Genomic DNA, 19848 nt, shown 5'->3' with positions numbered 1-19848 from the left:
GAAAATTTATTTGGGTTCAATTCGGAAGTGGAGAAAGTGATATTTCTATTCCGATTTACCGATGAGAGCAGAACCTCTTATTTCAATTCAAATTCGGAAGTGGAAAGCAATTTTTGGTTCTCGAAAATATTGATTCGGTAATTGCCCTCCTCCAAAGAACCTCGCGGAAGCGTAATATTATCGCAAACCTCGGTGTACTCGCCCGTGAATAGAAACTCCACCCGCTTACTGTACACGTTGCCGTTGACCGTAATGGTGTTGGCATTGTCTTCCAAAACGCGCATATTCGGATTCAAAAATTGAAAATAGATTACCTTTTTCGTATTTATGGCGGCAGAATCGCCAATAATCGTGACACAACCTCTAAGCTTTTCGATAACAGAGGCCTTATCGCTCTTTATGGGTCGGCCTGCTCGTAAGCGAAATCCACTGCCCTCTATATTGCTAAGCTTTAGGTAGGTTTTTTCCTTCAATTCTTCGTTCAGTTCCTTTACTTTCTCGCGCTGCAAGGCCTCGGCTTTGGCCAAAGAGCTGCTCTTGCGCCTGAGTTCCCTGATCTTTTTTTGTGCCTTACTATTTTTGTCTTCGAGCAGCAAATTGTTGTCATTCAATAAATTGTTCTTGAGTTTCAGGCTATCGTTCTTCGCCTCGAGCCTGCGGAGCTCGGATCTAAAACTCCGCAACCTTTTTACCGAAAAATTCAATCGCCCTATGGAATCCATCAACCGCTGCACGCGGTATTTAGAGCTCTCAAGTTCTATTTCGTTGACCTCGTTAAGGGCGGAAAGCCGGTCGACATCGGCTTTCATCATCGTAAGGTCCTTTACGAGCAGCTCTTTTTCGTGCTCCAGAAAACCAATCTGACTTTCTGATTGGGCGTAACTATAGTAGAACGCGATGAGTATGCCGATAATCACTATAACCATGACGGTCAGGACTATCTTAGCATTGAATTTCTTATCTTGACCATTCATACAGTGAAAGTAGGCTTTTAGGTAGGATTTTAAAGGCAAGTTATTATGGTCGGCAAAATTGCGTTAAATATACTGAACGATATCCATTCGGTCTTGATGCCACGGAGCTGTTTCGGCTGTTCCGCGCATCTATTTCGAGGAGAGAATGTTCTCTGTACCCTTTGTCGAAACGACATTCCGCTAACTGGATATAGCTACAACGAAGAAAACCCCGTCGACCGTATATTTTACGGCAGAATTAACATCAAAAAGTGCAGTTCATTCCTTTTTTTCTCGGAAAAGAGCAATGTACAACGGCTGATCCATCAATTAAAATATAAAAACCAAGAACGTGTGAGCGGTTTTTTGGGAGATTGGTACGGACAGCTTCTAAAGGGGAAGCGCGAATTGGAAAAAACCATCGATGTGGTGGTTCCAGTTCCTTTGCATCCTAAAAAATCGAGGATAAGAGGCTACAATCAAGTGGCGGGATTTGCCCGAAAATTGGCACTTCACCTCGAAGCGGAATATGTGGACCACATCCTCATTAAGACAGCAAATACCAAGACCCAGACCAAAAAGGGAAGAATTGGAAGATGGCATGACGGCAGGAAGCTGTACACCTTGTCGGATTCCGATTATATTAAAAATAAGAACATCCTTTTGGTAGATGACGTCATCACCACTGGCGCCACTATGGAAACCTGCGCGCGGACGCTGCAACAGGGCTCCGGCACAACCGTTTACCTGGCCAGTATGGCGGTCGTGCCGAAGTTGTGGAATTAGTTTTCCAATAGTAGTAGGTTTAAATAGAGCGAAGAGACCTTGAACTCATTTAGACTTTTTGTTCGGAACCGATCCCGAAAGCTTTCGGGAGGCTTCTGTGCCCTAATCAAGGTTTTTTTGAGCGGCATAGCGATAGCTACGGTGCGGTAAAACGCAAAATTAGGATATAAAATGTGAAATTTGCAGGTAAAAGAGAAAGTCTAAACGAGTTCTTTGTTAAAAAACCCTTTATCGTCTCGAACCCCTATCAAAATTATCGTTTCTTTGTTCCGAATTCGTTCAGATTATGGCCTGTATCCTCCGTCGTTTAACGGTGATTCTCTTTCTAGTGCTTTTGGCATCCGCCCTCTGGCAATGCGCACGACGTGGAAGTCCCAGTGGGGGACCCAAGGACATAACCCCGCCCCAACTTCTAAGGACAGAGCCCAACAGCATGACGGTCAATTTCGACGCCAATCGCATCCGACTTTACTTTGATGAGTTTATTAAGCTGCAGGACGTTCAGAATCAACTAATCGTCTCCCCACCTCTTAAATACCAGCCTGAAATCAAGCCCCAGGGGGCCGCAAGTAAATTTCTCGAACTAAAATTCAAGGATACCCTTCGGGAAAATACGACCTACACCATCAATTTCGGGCAGAGCGTACAGGACAATAACGAAGGTAACCCCAGCAGTTTTCTGACCTACGTGTTTTCTACGGGAGACTATATCGATTCATTGGATGTGGCGGGGGTTGTCAAAGACGCCTTCAAGAGAAAGGCAGACGAGTTTATCAGTGTGATGCTCTACGAAATCGATACCTCTTACACCGATTCGACCATTTTTAAAAGGCCGCCGAACTACATAACCAACACGTTGGACAGCACCGTGGTTTTCAGGCTAAAAAACCTAAAGGAAGGCCAGTATAAGCTATTCGCCCTTAAGGACGAGGCCAAAAACAACGTCTTTGACCAAAACGTCGATAAAATAGCGTTTATGGAAGATACTTTGACCCTGCCCACCGATTCGACCTATCTATTGACCCTTTTTAAGGAAGTACCTAACTACAACATGGCCGTGCCCAGTCTCACGGCCAAAAACCGCATTCAGTTCGGTTACTTTGGGGATGCCTCCGAGGTTGAGATCGAGCCGCTGACCCCGCTTCCCGATACGGTACGCACTAAAATACTGAAAGAGCGCAACAAAGACACCCTTAATTATTGGTTTACTCCTTTTGAGATGGATTCAATTCTTTTCAAGATAACCAATGAAAAGGCGAAGGTCATCGATACCTTTACCGTGAAAACTCGTAAAGTAGATATAGACTCTTTGCAATTGAACCCTAGCCAAAACGGTTCCCTTAATTTCCACGACCCATTTTATATCGCGGCCAATACCCCGCTGACAAATGTTGATACGACCAAGATCAGTATGATGGACCAGGACTCCTTGTCGGTGTCCTTTACAGCAGCCCTGGATACCCTGGAAAACCGGGTGGATTTCGACTTTAAAGTCGCTCCCAATCAAAACTACCAGATCGACCTGTTACCCGGGGCGATTACCGATTTCTTTGGGGAGACCAACGATAGCCTGTTGTACAATTTGACGACCCAAAGTTATGCCGACCTCGGTAATTTGAAATTCAACATCGAGGCCGATAGTTCGGCGTACCCTTTGATAGTTGAACTGACCGACGAACAGGGGAACCTCAAACGCGAAAGCTTTGCGACGGACCCAAAACCCATCAGTTTCAATAACATCGAACCGGCCAAGTATTTCATCCGCGTAATCTTCGACGAAAACGGAAACCAAAAATGGGATACCGGCGATTTCCTAAAGAAGAGGCAGCCCGAAAAGGTGAGCTACTACCCCGATACCGTAGAGGTGCGGGCGAACTGGGAGCTGGAGGAGACGTTTACGTTCAGGAACTGAAACTGTGCCGACGGGAGACGGCACAGGTGACCGCTGACGGAAGATGGAACTATGGTGATGGGTGACCCATGACGAGATACGGGAACACTGTGACTGTTGACTGGAATAGGTATTGCCCAGCTTTTTTAAGTCGGAACAACGGAGTGAATTCCAAACGCCTGTTCATATTTCGTTCAAAGAAGTTTAAAATGATCTCTATCCTCCAGAAACCGCAGCTTCTTTCTGACCGATCCGATATGGGCTTTGGATAAGATGGTATGGACAATTTCCTCCTTTTCGGAAAATGCCGTCCGCTCCCCCAACGGGTCATATACCGCGGAATGTCCGTTATACGCATGGCCGGACCCGTCCGTTCCTACCCGGTTGACCCCGATGCAATAGGCCATATTCTCGATGGCCCTCGCTTTCAAAAGGGCGTCCCAGGCCGTAATACGCACTTCAGGCCAATTGGCGACATAGATAAGTACGTCGTAATCGTCGGTGTTTCGCGACCAAACGGGAAAGCGCAGGTCATAACAGACAAGGGGGCAAATCCGGAAGCCCCTAAAATCCACAAGCATCCTATCCGCGCCTGCGTCGTAAACCTTGTCCTCCCCGGCCAAGGTAAAGGTATGCCGTTTGTCGTAAGAAGCGGTCTTTCCATCGGGCTGAACAAAAAAGAGGCGGTTCGTAAACGCTCCGTTCTCGTAAAATGGAATGCTTCCGGCGAGGGCGGCGTTGGTTTCCAGGGATTTTTGTAGCATCCAATCCACGGTCTTGGGACCTTCCTCTTTGGCCACGTTTTCGGGGGTCATGGTAAAACCGGTATTGAACATTTCGGGAAGCACGATAATATCGGTATCCGGGGAAACATCCTTCAAAACCTCCGAAAAACGGTTTCGGTTGGCTTCGGGATCTTCCCAGACCAAGGGGTATTGCAAGAGCGCAGTTTTCAAGATACCTTTCATTCGTTTGAGGGTTTCATTGATAGATCAATTGTTATTTTCCAGCAACGCGATCAGCTTGAGGTTTCCATGAATCCTGGCGTAATCCAAAGCGGTGTTGCCGCGGTTGTCCTTGATCGTGGTATCGGCACCTGCTTCCAACAGCAGCTTGGCGATCCTTGGCCGGTCGAAGTTTACGGAATAGATGAGGGAAGTAGCCCCCATGGCATTCTGCGCATTGATATCGGCCCTATTGTTTATCAGTTTTTCGGCACAATCTTCATAGCCTTTAAAACAAACCCCCATCAGCGCTGTGTTGCCCGCGGCATCTCGAGCTTCGATCTTGGCCCCATGCCGCAACAATAAATCGGTAATCTTGGGTTCGTCGTAATAGGTCGCCATGATCAGCGGGGTAGAGCCGCGTTGGTCCTTACTATCAAGTAGCAACGGGTTATTGGCCAACATGGTCTTTACCTTTTTATAATTTCCAATTCGTATTTCGTCGAAAAAAACTTCGTTCATCGCTCAGATGTTTCAAAATCAAAAGGGTCGGGCCGGGTCCATGGGTTCAATGTTACCTTGCCGTAAGTGCAAGATATCGTTTAATTCACGTACAAGCTATAGGATCCTATTGAATTTTGGCTTTTCCAAAAAAATTGTATCCCATTCGCATCGCAAGAAGGCGAAGAACTTTAAATTTTATATATTTCGAACTTAATTTCTTGCAAAAAAATATGTCCGAAAGCAATAAAGAAAAGCAAAGGCTCGACGAAAACTACTCCAAAAAGAAAGATTGGCACAAATGGGGCCCTTACCTCAGTGAGCGCCAATGGGGCACGGTGCGAGAAGACTACAGTGCCAATGGTGACGCTTGGAACTATTTTCCCCACGACCATGCCCGTAGCCGCACCTACCGCTGGGGCGAAGACGGACTAGCGGGCATTTCCGACCGCTACTGCAACATTTGTTTCGCGATTGCCCTTTGGAATGGAAACGATCCTATTTTAAAGGAAAGGCTATTCGGACTGACAGGCCCCCAGGGCAACCACGGCGAGGATGTAAAAGAGCTATATTATTATTTGGAAAACACGCCCTCGCACAGCTATATGAAACAGCTGTACAAATATCCGCAGAATGAATTCCCCTACGAACGCCTAGTCGCCGAGAATAACGAACGCGGCAAGCAAGACCCCGAATTTGAATTGCTGGACACTGGCATCTTCGACAATAACGAATATTTCGATGTCTATACCGAATACGCCAAGGCGGAAGAAGAGGACATCTTCATTAAAATTTCCATTGCCAACCGGGGTCCGAATCCCGCCCCGGTGACCCTGCTCCCTACCCTTTGGACCCGTAACTTCTGGAGCTTTGTCGGCATGCCCGAAAAGCCGGTCATCAAGAGAGAGGGGCCCGAGGATGCGCCCCATGTCTCGGTCGATCATACCTATGTCGGTAAATACAACCTGTATTTCGATACGCCCGACCGCCTGCTCTTCACCCAGAATGAGACCAATACGGAACGGGTCTTCAACCGGAGCAACGACCATCCCTTTAAAAAAGATCTGTTTCACGAAGCGGTGATCAACGAGGATTTCGAATTGACCGAAAAAAATAGGGAAGGCACCAAGTTTGCGCCCCTGTACCGGATGCAGATCGGGCCGGGGAAGACCAAGACCATCCGACTGCGGCTGACTCCGAAAAGTATGGACCATCCTATTGCCGAGGATTTCGATTCGGTCTTCTCACAACGTATGGATGAATCCCGTTCCTTTCTCGAGGCGGTCACCGAGAAATCATCCGAAGAACAACGTGAAATCCAAAAACAGGCTTTTGCAGGACTATTGTGGACGAAGCAGTACTACAATTATGACGTGGAACAATGGCTGCTAGGCGATCCAGGCACCCACCCGCCGGAAGAACGTTGGCACGGAAGGAACCACGACTGGCAGACGCTTCGCAATCACGATATTCTCTCCATGCCCGACGCCTGGGAGTATCCTTGGTTCGCAGCCTGGGATTCCGCCTTCCATTGTGTCACCTTCTCGATGATCGACCACGAATTCGCTAAAAAACAGCTGCTTTTGTTCACTAAGGAGTGGTATATGGCCGCCAACGGACAGATACCCGCCTACGAATGGAATTTTAGCGACGTCAACCCGCCTGTTCAGGCCTGGGCCGCCATTCAGATCTATCAGATGGAACAGCGCAAAACGGGCGAGGGGGACATCAAGTTCCTCAAACGCATGTTCAACAAATTGGCCCTGAACTTTACCTGGTGGGTCAATCGGGAAGACAGTTCGGAGAACAATGTCTTCGAGGGCGGATTTCTCGGCCTTGACAACATCGGGGTCTTCGACCGCAGCAACGGCATCCCCGGTGGGGGCACCCTCGAACAGGTCGACGGCACTTCGTGGATGGCGCTCTACTGCCTTAACATGCTTGAAATGGCCCTTGAGATTGCCTTGGACGATGACACCTTTGAGGACATGTGCCTGAAATATTTCGGACATTTTGTATTTATCGCGGAAGCCCTCAATAAAATCAGTGAAGGCTCATCGAGCTCTTGGGACGAACAGGAAGGTTTTTTCTACGACAAACTGATTCTGCCCGAAGGGCGTTCCATCCCGATCAAGGTGCGATCCATTTCAGGATTGCTGTCGATGACCGGAGTGCTGAATATCAGAAAAGAACACCTCGACCGACTGCCGCGCTTCAGGGCAAGTATGGCCTGGTACAGAAAATACCGGATGGAGACCAATAAATATCAGGTCGTCGAGGAATTTGCTACCGACAAAGACGTGCTCTTGTCACTGGTTCCCCGTGAACGTCTAAAAAAATTGGTGGAGAGTCTCTTGAACGAAGATGAATTTTTAGGCGATTACGGTATCCGATCGTTGTCAAAGGCGCATGGGAATCCGTACAACATTGAGATCAACGGGGCCACCTACGGCATTCAATACCAGCCCGCCGAATCGACTACCGATATGTTCGGGGGCAACTCCAATTGGCGCGGTCCCATCTGGTTTCCGATGAACTACCTGTTTATCAGCACCCTCAAGGAATACCACAACTATTTCGGCGACGACATTAAAATTCCCTACCCCTCGGGCAGCGACAATTACCTCGACCTAAAGGAAATTGCATTCGAGATCAGTAAACGGCTTATCGGTATTTTTAAGGAGGATGAAAATGGCCGGCGACCGGTAAACGCATTGCACCAAAAGCGCTATTCCGATGAGCATTTCAAAGACCTGATCCTTTTTTACGAGTATTTCGATGGCAATAACGGCCGTGGTGCAGGGGCCTCCCACCAGACTGGATGGACCGCACTGGTGGCCAATCTAATCGAGGAGATCAATCGGTAAGACAAGGCCGAGGTGACCAGATGAGTGACACATCGTAAATGCCCAGACCTCGCAAGCCTGCCAGAGGACCCGAAAATTCGAGACCGATGCCGACCGATGTGGGCCAAGGCTGCAATTGACGATAATGACAACGGTTAACCCTCTTCTACCTCGATGAATAGATTCGCCGCAATCCGTTCCGAAATCCGCATTTCACGGTTACCGACCTGAATGCCAAGTGAACCGTCGAACTGCTCTTTGTCCAAAATTCGGATTGGGCTCCCTATAGCAATTCGATTCTTCTCTAAAAAGTTAAGAAACGCAGTGGAAGCATCCTTGGTTGCCGTGCAGATGCCCGAGGCTCCCACGGGCAGGTCGCTCAAGAGCCTTTTTATCGACTTTTTGAACTCCCCTTCCCTTGACGGGATAGGCTCTCCCGAAGGTGCCACTGTCGGAAAATCCAAATGTGCCTCCAATTTATCGATAAGCGTTGTGTTTTGTACATGCTTCAACTGCCGAGCGATTTCGGGTACCGTATCCATTGCCAACTCCAGTTTCTGTACCAAAAAGACCTCCCACAAGCGCTCTTTTCGTAGAATTGACAAGGCAGCGGACCTTCCCGCTTCGGTAAGTCTTACCCCTCTATACATTCGGTGTTCGACAATATTCTTTTGCGCCAGTTTTTTGACCATATCGGTAACGGAAGCCGGTGTGGTGGCCATCCGCTCGGCGATGGCGTTCGTTGGCACCAATCGGTGACTCCCCCTGCCCAAATCGTAAATGGTTCTAATATAATCCTCTTCCGCCGATGTCACCTCACAAAGTTTTACATTTGTAAATGTATCGGTTTTTTGGACAACCCATTTAGAAAGTGCCGTACCGATTTAGAACATTATGACGCAGTACGACTATATTATCATCGGTGCGGGCGCCTCGGGCCTGATGTTGGCCGACGCTCTCGGAAGGGATGATTTTTTTGCCGGTAAATCCATTTTGGTGTTGGATAAATCCACCAAAAACAGCAACGACCGCACATGGTGCTATTGGGAAAGGGGCGAAGGCCGATTCGACGATATCGTATCCAATACCTGGCAGCACATATCTTTCGGGGGGCAACAGGTTTCAAAAAATTTCGATCTCGCTCCCTACACCTATAAGATGGTGCGGGGCATCGATTTCTACGAGTCGTACCTCGAAAGGCTGCGAGGTCATTCGAACATCGACTTTCGCCATGAAGAAGTGACCGAGGTGGCGGACTATGGCAACCGGGTCATCGTAACTTCGGACCAAGACCAGTACTCCGTTTTCAAGGTATTCAACAGTATTTTCGATTATGGGATGGCCACGCACCAGAATAAGTATCCCGTTTTACAACAACATTTTGTAGGATGGACGGTACGGACCAAATCTCCCATCTTTGACGTCAAGCGCGCCACGTATATGGATTTTTCCGTACCCCAACAAGGCAATACCCGGTTCATGTACGTACTGCCATTTTCTGAAAGGGAAGCCCTAGTTGAATACACCCTGTTCTCTCAAGAACTGCTTTCAAAGGAGGAATACGAAAGCGCCATCCGGCACTATTTGCAACACGACCTACACTGCACCGACTACGAAATTACGGACACCGAGCAGGGAAGCATCCCCATGACCTGCTATGATTTTAACGAACACCACACCCCGAATATCCGCTACATTGGCACCGCCGGCGGATGGGCCAAACCCAGCACCGGCTATACCTTTATGAGCAGCTCGAAAAAAGTGCCCGTTCTAGTGGAGTATCTTAAATCCGGAACGCCTTTGGACCGCCTGAGCTACAAGAACCGATTTTGGTACTACGACCTGTTGCTGTTGGATGTACTCGCAAAAAACAACGGCCAAGGCCATCGGGTGTTCGAGACCTTGTTCAAAAATCGCGACCCTCAGTTGATCTTTAAGTTTCTCGATGAGGAGACATCGCTCTGGGAGGACCTTAAATTTGTCATGGGATGTCCGACCGGACCGTTTGTTAAGGCGCTTTTAGCAAGAATATTCGGAAAATATTCCTGAAATTAACATAGCTTTCTGTAAATTTAACGCTGCTTTATTCTTTTTATGTTTTAATTGCTATATTTGGCCCAAAATCAACCTAACAGTCTTTTTTATGAAGAATTATTCACTATTACGGAGATGGGACCTACGCGACAATCCTGTTTTCCTCACCTTGTTCTTATTCTTGGCCGGAGTTTCATTTTCGGCTGTGGTGGCTCAAACCACCGTAACAGGTACGGTTACCGACATGTCCGATGTACCTTTACCAGGTGTGAGTGTCGTAATCGAAGGGACCTCAACCGGGGTTTCTACCGATTTCGATGGGCTTTACTCAATTGAGGTAGAAAATGACGATGCAGTTCTAGTGTATTCCTACATCGGTTTCCTGACGCAGAAAATTCCCTTTGACGGCCAGAGTACGATTAACGTTAGTATGCAAGAAGACGTTCAAAATCTTGAAGAGGTTGTGGTCGTTGGATATGGTACCCAAAAAAGGGCGACCGTTTCCGGTGCCGTAGCTTCGGTAAAAGGTGAGGAGCTTACCAAATCACCGACGGTAAATTTAACAAACTCCCTTTCGGGTAGGGTGGCCGGTCTATTTGTACAACAGGCCAGTGCAGAGCCGGGGTATGATGATGCCAATATTCGAATTCGTGGGGCAAACACCTATAATAATACCGGCGCACTGGTAGTCGTAGATGGTATTCCCGATCGCGACGGTGGATTGGCCCGTATCAACCCTGCCGATATCGAGAGTATTTCTGTGCTGAAAGATGCCTCCGCAGCCATTTATGGGGCACGGGCGGCGAATGGGGTTATCTTGGTGACTACCAAAAGAGGGAAAACCGGAAAACCGAAAATTACTTATTCTTCCCAACAGGGCTGGGCGGCACCTACCGTAATACCTGAATTGGCAAATGCACCTCAATATGCAGAATTACGCAACGAACTGGAAGTATACAACCTACCGGTAGAAGAATGGCAAGCTGCAACGGATGCCTTTAACTCTCCCTCAGGCACCTATACGAGACCTGACGGCTCAACCCGGGATGCAGTTTACACCCCAGATGATTTAGAGCTATTCAGAAACGGACAAGATCCTTGGGGCCACCCCGACACTGATTGGTTCGGCGAAACTTTTAAAAGAGGTGCCTCTCAAGAAAAACATACCATGCAGCTGACCGGAGGTACCGAGAACTTCAATTATTTTACTTCGTTAGGATATTTGAAGCAAGATGCCTATTACAAAAACTCTGCAACTGGTTACGAGCAATATGACCTTCGAATAAATCTAGATGCAAAGATCAGCGAAGGCATTCAGTTTAAAATAGGAGTCTTGGGAAGGGAAGAAAAACGCTATTTCCCTACGGAATCTGCAGGCGCCATATTTAGAATGTTGACTCGAGGAAGACCTACCGAACCGGCGTATTGGCCAAATGGCTTTCCAGGCCCCGACATCGAAAACGGTCAACAACCCGTGGTAATTACAACTAATGCGACCGGCTATGATCGCGATACGAGGGATTATTTTCAATCCAACGCCTCGTTGGACATTAAGATACCATGGATAGAAGGCTTAACCTTACAAACCACGGCCGCTATTGACAAGAGTTTCAATAATAGAAAAGTTTGGCGCACCCCTTGGGAACTTTACACCTGGGATGGCGTTAATCGCGATGAATCAGGTCTTACTCCAGTTCAAAGGGGGCCTGCCGAACCGAATCTGACCCAATATTCACAGAACAGGTTAAGTATCCTGCTAGGCGCGAACCTTCAATACGAAAAGTCAATTGGCGATCACAATGTATTGGTTCTCGCGGGCACCAGCAAGGAAACCAAAACCTATGAAGGCTTTCAAGCCTATCGCAGGTATTTTATCTCCCCAGCAATTGACGATCTCTTTGCAGGGGGCGCCGAAGAGCAAGATATAGACGGTTCGTCGAACCGCGCTGCACGATTAAATTATTTTGGCAGGGTCGGCTATGACTTTCAGGAAAAATACTTGTTGGAATTTCTTTGGCGATATGATGGCTCCTATTTGTTTCCTGAGGAAACCCGATACGGCTTTTTCCCCGGATTTACCGGAGGTTGGGTGGTGACGAAAGAAAATTGGTTCGACAACTTGAACAGCGATTCATTGTTCAATTACTTGAAGTTAAGAGGATCCTGGGGCCAGCTAGGAAATGATGCCTTCAATGATGCTGAGTTTCCGGCGAACCAGTTTTTGGCCACCTATGGCTTTGGGGAATATGTGATCAATAATGCCTTGGTGACCACCTTGAGCGAATCCAAAGTTCCGAATAGGGGCATCACCTGGGAGGTAGCAACAAATATCAACATTGGTCTAGACGCCCGATTTATTAAGAACAAGTTGAATTTAGAGTTTGACTGGTTCCTGAACAAAAGAACTGATATCCTTACGGCGCCCTCCGCCTCGTTACCGGCCTTATCGGGTATCACCCCTCCACGTCAGAATTTTGGAGAGGTAGAGAACACCGGATTTGATTTCATTCTTGGCTGGAACGATTTTATTGGCGAGGACTTCCAATACGGTATCACTGTTAACGCGGGATATGCCAAGAATAAAATTATTTTCAATGACGAAGCGGAGGGTTCTCCCGAATGGCAGAGACAAACTGGAAAAAGCATAGGTGCCCAATTAATTTACGGTTATGACGGAGTCTTTGCTACCCAAGCGGATATCGATGCGGAAACCTTGGATTATTCGGCACTGGTAAATACCCTTCGGCCCGGGGATATGAAAATTTTGGATTATGACGGGGATGGCCGAATCACTCCGGATGACCGCTATAGGAATGATAAAAACTTTAATCCCACACTTCAAGGTGGTATCAACCTAACGGCAAGTTACAGGAACTTTGATATAAGTATGTTGTTCCAAGGGGCTTGGGGTGGCGAATTCTTTTTCAACTTTAGCGAGGCGGGCACTATTGGAAATTATCTGGAAAGGGACTACAATAACCGTTGGTCGGTCAATAATCCCAGCAGTGTCTATCCGAGAATTACCAATCGAGCCGACCAATACTATAGCAACGGCAATACCTATTGGAGGAATGATACCGATTATATGCGCTTGAAGAACCTTGAAATAGGTTATAACTTTCCTGAAGAGATCATTGGCCAGATCGGCCTTAGCAATTTAAGATTCTATCTCAACGGTTCAAATCTGTTTACATGGACCGATGCCCTTTTCGATCCAGAAGGGGCGAGCACTAATGGTAGGGACTATCCAGTGTCCCGCATTTTGAGTATAGGAACTTCAGTTTCATTTTAAAAAAATAATTGTATGAAAAATAAAATAAAGATTTGGGGAGCAATCCTTCCTTTAATGGCAGCATTGAGCTGCAATGACGACTTTACGAGTATTACCCCGTTGAGCGAGGTCTCCGAAGAAAGTGTATGGACGGATGCGGGACTCGCGGAAGCCACCGTTACCGGTGCCTATAACGGTCTTGGTGCCGGCGGTCTAGATGAACAAATGTTGGCATCATTAACCGATGAAGCCATATTTACCCACACGGGAAGGGGCATAAATACCATAAACGAGTCACGTGCCAATTCAGCCGATACGGGATGGATCAATAACACATGGGATTGGAACAATATGTACGGCTACATAAGGGACGTAAATTTAGCGATTGCCAATTTAAACGATGGTGGTGTCGACGACCCTGAACTGGTAAATAGACTACTCGGGGAAGCGCATTTTCTACGAGCCTATTACTACCATCAACTGCTTCGGTTTTATGGCGGAATACCTTTGATCGACGAGCCTCTCGAATTGGACTCCGATTACAACATACCCCGAAATACTTTTGAAGAATGCGTGAATTTTATTGTTGCCGACAGCGAAAGGGCGTTTGAGCTTCTAGATGGTCGCGATATGGCCCCAGGCCGGGCCAATGCGACAGTTGCCCTCGCGCTGAAAGCGCGTATCTTGTTGTATGCCGCAAGCGACTTACACGATTTTCCGACGGCTTCGGCAAATTCTGAAGTTTTATCCGGTTATTCGAACCCCGAGTTGATTGCTTATACGGCGGGTGACCAGCAGCAACGTTGGATTCAAGCTCGAGATGCGGCAAAAGCGGCTCTCGATTATTCAACAGCAGGTTATAAATTCGGGTTAGCGGCACCGGTATCCCTAGAAGAGGGAGAGCAAAACTATCTCGATATCTCATTGGCCCGAAACGGGGGAGAAAACGATATTATTTGGGAACGGCAGTATGTCGAGAGTCAAGGTCCTGGGCGTCGAATAGGATTGTTCAACGGCCCCAATGGCTATCATAACTGGGCAGGAAACGCCCCACTGCAAAACCTTGTGGACGACTATGCCATGATGGACGGGTCTGAGTTTGACTGGGACAATCCTGCACACGCCAACGCCCCCTATGAAAACAGGGAAGCCAGGTTCTATGCCACCATTTTATACGATGGGGCCGAATGGAAACCCAGGCCTTCCGATGTAGCGGACAAAGATCCCGCGAATGAAATTCAAACTGGGCAATATGAAATCATTGGTCCTGATGGAAATACTACGACTCATTTTGGTCTGGATACCCGTAATAGCCCAGTAGAGGATTGGAACGGAACGCGAACGGGGTATTACTTTAAGAAATTTATTGAACCGGACCCGGCATTCGTGGATCAGAACGATTTTCAAACGATTCCATGGCCGTTCTTCAGACAAACGTCACTGGTACTGAACTATGTAGAAACCCTTCTGGAAACAAGAGACGAGGCGGAAGCATTGAACTGGTTGAACCAAATTCGATATAGAATAGGCCTCCCCGCTGTAATGGCATCCGGTGAAGAACTGATGGAGATTTACCGAAATGAACGACGGCTCGAGCTTGCTTATGAAAATCATCGGTACCACGATGCACGTCGGTGGATGATTGCCCCATCAACCCTTGGCGCTCCTGCGAAAGGCATCCAAATTACAGGTACCTTGAAACCTGGGGCTACGGTTACGACCTACGAGTATGATCCGGAAAAGTATGAATATACCTACATTCCCACAGTGGTAGATCCAGGATTTGAAAATCGCCTGTGGCTTGACAAATCATATTATGTCCCCATTCGGATCGCAGAACTCAATGCCAATACGGCTTTGGTTCAAAATCCCGGATACGATTAATAAAAACCACATTTTCAAACTGTAAAAGATTCTATTCTTTCTTGTAAAGGGTAGAATCTTTACTTTTATAAACCTATGAACAAGTATAGCCTCCACCAGTTGCTTTTGTACTTTATTATAACGTTCAGCGTCATCGCCTGTCAACGTGACGGTGACCAAAAGGCAGAAGTCGAAAAATCACTTAATGCCGATACCACACTGTCGCGATTTACACAACTGCCTCCTGATGAGACCCGAATTACTTTTGAGAACACCCTAGCGGAAAATTTAAATGCCAACGTACTTATGTACGAATACCTGTATAACGGGGGTGGGGTCGCCACCGGTGATTTTAACGGTGATGGCCTAATCGATATATACTTTTCATCCAATATGGGCGAAAATAAATTCTATCTCAATTTGGGAGAAATGAAATTCGAGGAGGTGACCCAAATTTCAAAAGTTGCAGGGAGACCCGGACCGTGGAAAACGGGCACTTCTGCCACTGATGTCAATGGTGACGGCAAGCTGGACCTTTACTTATGCTACTCCGGGATGCTCCCCCCTGAAAAAAGAAAGAACCAGTTGTTCATCAATATGGGTAACGATGCTGACAATGTCCCAATTTTTGAGGAAAGAGCTTCGCAATTCGGCCTTGACAGTCCCGCCTTCAGCAATCAAGGTTATTTTTTTGACTATGACCGTGACGGCGATCTAGACATGCTCTTGCTCAATCACAATCCGAAATCCTTACCGGTGCTCAACGAGGTCAGCACCCAAAAATTGCTGAAGGTCGATGACCCGTTACGGGGCATACGGTTATTCCGTCAAGAGGATGGAAAGTTTGTAGATGTTACAACAGAAACTGGAATCAACGGTTCGGAGTTGACCTACGGCCTCGGCATTGGAATCAGTGATATCAATAACGACGGATGGATGGATTTCTACGTGTCGAATGATTATACGGTGCCAGACTATCTATATTTTAACAACAAGGATGGAACCTTCACCGACAAATTGCAAGATCAAATGGGCCATACCAGCCATTTTTCTATGGGCAACGACATCGCCGATATCAATAATGACGGCTGGCAAGATATCTATACCCTTGACATGTTGCCCGAAGACAATCGAAGGCAAAAACTCTTACTGGCCCCTGATAACTACGAAAAATTCGACCTTAACTTGCGCAGCGGCTTTCATTTCCAATACATGCGCAACATGTTACAGCTCAACAATGGCAACGGCACCTTCAGTGAGATCGGACAGCTAGCGGGTATTTCTAACACCGACTGGAGCTGGGCTCCCTTATTCGCCGACTATAACAATGACGGGCTTAAGGATCTTTTCGTGACCAACGGGTACTTCCGTGACTATACCAACCTGGATTTCATAAACTATATGGACAACTATGTGAAGTCCAAAGGCAGATTGAAACGTGAAGATGTACTCGAAATTATCAAGCATATGCCTTCGTCGAACCTGGCGAACTATTTCTATATAAACCAGGGGGGTCTCACTTTTTCAGATGAGACAAAGAGCTCGGGCTTAAATCACCCGGCCAATAGTAATGGCGCTGCCTATGCCGACCTCGATAACGATGGTGACCTGGACCTTATCGTAAACAACATCAATTCACCTGCTTTTATCTATCGAAACGATACCGACCAAGACAATACCAATTATCTGCAGTTAAAACTCAAGGGTGCCGATAAAAATTCGCAAGGCATTGGTTCTAGAATATCGGTGTACACCCAAGGCAAACAACAACATTCGGAGCAGATACCTACAAGAGGATATCTCTCCACCGTATCGCCGGTACTTCATTTCGGTTTGGGCAATGCAAATGCGGTCGATTCCCTAACCATACGCTGGAACACCGGAAAACAAGAGACCTTGACCCACGTAGCGGTCGATCAGCGAATAATTCTCGAAGAAAAGAACGCCAACCGAACGAGACCAACGGCTCAACATTCGACCGAACCTCTGTTGAAAGGTATAAGATCGCCTATAGCTTACCAGAGTGTCAGCTCCCCCATCAACGATTTCAAGCGACAATCGCTTTTAACCTCACAACTATCCCATACGGGGCCGTGCATGGTAAAAGGTGATATCAACAACGACGGAATTGAAGATGTTTTTGTCGGAGGTAGCAAGGGGCAATCGGCGGCCCTATTTATCGGACAACAGAACGGGCGCTTTTCAGAACGTTCACTCGACGTATTTGAGGCAGATAAAAATCATCACGATGCCGATGCCGTCATTTTCGACGCAAATCAAGATGCCATTCCGGATATCTACGTAGCCAGTGGCGGTTACCACAATCTTTCGGAACAAGACCCACTATTGCAAGACCGACTGTACCTCGGTGATGGCAAGGGCAATTTTCGTAAGAATAATCAAGCCTTACCACAAATGCGAGTAAGTAAAGGCTGTGTTACGGTCGGAGATGTCAACGGTGACGGCGCCATGGATGTTTTCGTTGGAGGCAGGGTCGTCCCGGGCAGGTACCCTGAAATCCCCAAAAGCTATCTCTTGATCAATGATGGCCACGGCGACTTTTCGGACCAAACAGAGAACATAGCCCCAGAACTACGACGACCGGGAATGGTTACCGATGCCCTATGGTACGATTTGAATGGGGATAACCAGCAAGAATTGATCCTTGTTGGCGAATGGATGCCCATTTCCGCATTTTCCAATACCAAGGGAAAACTTCTAAACACGACCGAAACCTTTTTCGACAAAGCCTACAGAGGATGGTGGAACACCTTGACCATCGATGATTTAAACGGGGACGGCCGGCCCGATATAATTGCGGGCAACATGGGTACGAACACGCAGTTCACGGTTTCGGAGAACACGCCCGCAGAACTGTATTACAAAGATTTCGACCAAAACGGTTCCATCGACCCCCTGTTGACTTACTACATTGATGGCGTAAGCTATCCGTATTTGACAAGGGACGAACTCTTGGGACAACTATCGGGGCTACGCTCGCGGTTCAACAGCTATGAAAGCTATGCCGATGCGACCATAGTAGATATCTTTCCGGAGGAAGCCTTAAAGGATGTAAAGAAGTTACAGGCAAACCATATGGAAACCAGCTTATTTCTAAGTACGGCAAACCATACGTACAAAACGGCTCCGTTGCCCCTTCAGGCTCAGTTCGCCCCGGTTCACGCCATATCTATATCGGATTTAGACGGTGATGGGAAAAATGATATCCTTCTTTTTGGCAATAATGACCATTTTAAGCTTCGACTGGGAAAATTCGACGCCAACTACGGCATGCTCTTATCCGGGGACGGCAAAGGTCGGTTTGAATACGTAAATCAACTCGAATCGGGACTCAATGTAAGGGGCTCCGTACAGAGTGCCGTTCTTTTGAAAGAGCGGTTACTTCTTGGTATCTATGGAAAACCTATAAAAGCCTATCAAATTAAGGAAGCGGGTATCGAAAAGGGATTGTAGAGATCAATAGATAGTTACTTACTAATTATGTTCCCTTTTCGGTAAAAAGCAGGTCAAGCGTAGTCGAGACTTAGTTCGACGGACATCTCGAATTGTTTTTTCATTTTAATTATCAACAAATTAAGTAAATCTAGCTGTAAGCATTTAACTACCTACTTCTAAAGAAATGTTGTAGGTTCTATCATACTTTTCGCGCCATTAGCTGTTTTCCAAAACCGCGCAAGACCTTTTTCTTGTCCTCGGAAATATCCATGGTTTCCAAAATGGCGAATGCCTTCTCCGTATAATCCGAAATTGCGATTTGGGTCCGTTCCGCGGCACCGCTATCCAAAAACAGGTCTTTGACGGAATCGATTTTGATGCTCGGATTCTTCGGCTGTATCGAATAAAGGTCCAACAACTCCTTTTTCTGCTTATCGTTCCCATCTTTATGAACGTTAAGGTAAAGTACTGTCTTTTTATTCTCGATGATATCGCCTCCGACCTGTTTTCCGAACGTCTTTGGGTCGCCGAAAGCATCGAGATAGTCATCCTGCAATTGAAAGGCGATCCCTAGGTTCAGTCCGAATGCGTAAATCCTATTTTGTTCCTGTTCGGAAGCAGCCGCGATAATAGCTCCCATTTTCAGGGCAGCGGCCACTAAAACGGCCGTTTTGTATTGAACCATCATCATGTATTCGGGCAGCGTAACATCATCTCTCGTCTCGAAATCGATATCGTACTGCTGTCCCTCACAGACCTGAAGGGCGGTCGTACTGAACAATTTGGCCAAATCCCGAAACGTATCGGGCGCATAGTTTTCAAAGAGTTGATAGGCGGTTATCAGCATGGCATCCCCCGAGAGTATCGCCGTGTTTACATCCCATTTTTGATGTACGGTCGCCTTCCCGCGCCGTAAAGGGGCGGCGTCCATAATATCGTCGTGTACCAACGAAAAATTATGGAAAACTTCAATGGCCAGCGCCGCGTCCAAAGCTCTCTTATAGTCCACATCAAAAATTTCAGTGGCCATCAGGGTGAGCACCGGACGTAAGCGCTTACCTCCAAGATTTAAAATATAGGCGATGGGCTCATACAGATTCCGCGGCTCAGAAATCAAAATTTTGTTATCTAAATAAGATGTAAAAGCGGTACGATAGTGGTCGGTGGACTGCATTGATAAGGTTTAAGTACAAAAATACACCAAATCGAACAATGACGTCCGTCAGGGAACTGTGTTAAAATGACAAAAAACTTCAGAAACTTTATATGTTTTTAAAGTTTCCTCCCTTACATTTGCCCCCGA

12 protein-coding genes are annotated in these 19848 nt (G+C 47.0%); 7 read left to right on the top strand and 5 right to left on the bottom strand.

The window, feature by feature from the left end:
* Window positions 1-77 precede the first annotated feature (77 nt).
* Window positions 78-974: a DUF8428 domain-containing protein gene (locus RQM65_RS10755; RefSeq protein ID WP_314014884.1), complete on the bottom strand. Its 897-nt coding sequence runs from the start codon at window positions 972-974 to the stop codon at window positions 78-80.
* Between the two features lie 45 nt (window positions 975-1019).
* Between RQM65_RS10755 and RQM65_RS10750 the strand changes: the two genes are divergently transcribed.
* Both RQM65_RS10750 and RQM65_RS10745 read left to right on the top strand, forming a co-directional pair.
* Window positions 1020-1739: a ComF family protein gene (locus RQM65_RS10750; RefSeq protein ID WP_314014883.1), complete on the top strand. Its 720-nt coding sequence runs from the start codon at window positions 1020-1022 to the stop codon at window positions 1737-1739.
* A 286-nt stretch (window positions 1740-2025) separates the two neighbouring features.
* A complete protein-coding gene (locus RQM65_RS10745) occupies window positions 2026-3651 on the top strand; it encodes an Ig-like domain-containing domain (protein ID WP_314014882.1) in 1626 nt (541 codons plus the stop codon).
* A gap of 173 nt (window positions 3652-3824) precedes the next feature.
* On the opposite strand, the gene RQM65_RS10740 is transcribed toward RQM65_RS10745, so the two are convergent.
* Window positions 3825-4598, bottom strand: coding sequence for an amidohydrolase (locus tag RQM65_RS10740; RefSeq protein WP_314014880.1), 774 nt, complete (start codon window positions 4596-4598; stop codon window positions 3825-3827).
* Window positions 4599-4622: 24 nt separating this feature from the next.
* Window positions 4623-5096 (bottom strand): ankyrin repeat domain-containing protein, encoded by a 474-nt coding sequence (locus tag RQM65_RS10735; protein ID WP_314014879.1) that lies wholly within the window; start codon window positions 5094-5096, stop codon window positions 4623-4625.
* A gap of 212 nt (window positions 5097-5308) precedes the next feature.
* On the opposite strand from RQM65_RS10735, the gene RQM65_RS10730 reads away from it, so the two are divergent.
* Window positions 5309-7942, top strand: a complete 2634-nt coding sequence (locus RQM65_RS10730) for an MGH1-like glycoside hydrolase domain-containing protein (protein WP_314014877.1) — start codon at window positions 5309-5311, stop codon at window positions 7940-7942.
* A 134-nt stretch (window positions 7943-8076) separates the two neighbouring features.
* On the opposite strand, the gene RQM65_RS10725 is transcribed toward RQM65_RS10730, so the two are convergent.
* On the bottom strand, window positions 8077-8736 hold the full coding sequence (locus RQM65_RS10725; RefSeq protein WP_314014875.1) for a metal-dependent transcriptional regulator: 660 nt from the start codon (window positions 8734-8736) through the stop codon (window positions 8077-8079).
* Between the two features lie 79 nt (window positions 8737-8815).
* Here RQM65_RS10725 and RQM65_RS10720 point away from each other — a divergent pair, with 79 nt between their 5' ends.
* The 4 genes from RQM65_RS10720 to RQM65_RS10705 all read left to right on the top strand — a co-directional run bounded on the left by RQM65_RS10720 (window position 8816) and on the right by RQM65_RS10705 (window position 18563).
* Window positions 8816-9970, top strand: a complete 1155-nt coding sequence (locus tag RQM65_RS10720; protein ID WP_314014873.1) for a lycopene cyclase family protein — start codon at window positions 8816-8818, stop codon at window positions 9968-9970.
* A 94-nt stretch (window positions 9971-10064) separates the two neighbouring features.
* Window positions 10065-13247 (top strand): SusC/RagA family TonB-linked outer membrane protein, encoded by a 3183-nt coding sequence (locus RQM65_RS10715; RefSeq protein WP_314014871.1) that lies wholly within the window; start codon window positions 10065-10067, stop codon window positions 13245-13247.
* Between the two features lie 12 nt (window positions 13248-13259).
* Window positions 13260-15110: a RagB/SusD family nutrient uptake outer membrane protein gene (locus tag RQM65_RS10710; RefSeq protein ID WP_314014869.1), complete on the top strand. Its 1851-nt coding sequence runs from the start codon at window positions 13260-13262 to the stop codon at window positions 15108-15110.
* Window positions 15111-15185: 75 nt separating this feature from the next.
* The gene (locus RQM65_RS10705; RefSeq protein WP_314014868.1) at window positions 15186-18563 is read left to right on the top strand and encodes a VCBS repeat-containing protein; all 3378 of its coding nucleotides are present in this window, start codon (window positions 15186-15188) and stop codon (window positions 18561-18563) included.
* A gap of 181 nt (window positions 18564-18744) precedes the next feature.
* Here RQM65_RS10705 and RQM65_RS10700 read toward each other — a convergent pair whose 3' ends face one another.
* Window positions 18745-19719, bottom strand: coding sequence for a polyprenyl synthetase family protein (locus tag RQM65_RS10700; protein WP_314014867.1), 975 nt, complete (start codon window positions 19717-19719; stop codon window positions 18745-18747).
* Window positions 19720-19848: the final 129 nt, after the last annotated feature.

This window comes from Pricia mediterranea (assembly GCF_032248455.1).
Taxonomy (GTDB): Bacteria; Bacteroidota; Bacteroidia; order Flavobacteriales; family Flavobacteriaceae; genus Pricia; species Pricia mediterranea.
Note: the sequence above shows the minus strand (reverse complement) of the source record. Positions and strands in the feature narration are given on the sequence as shown.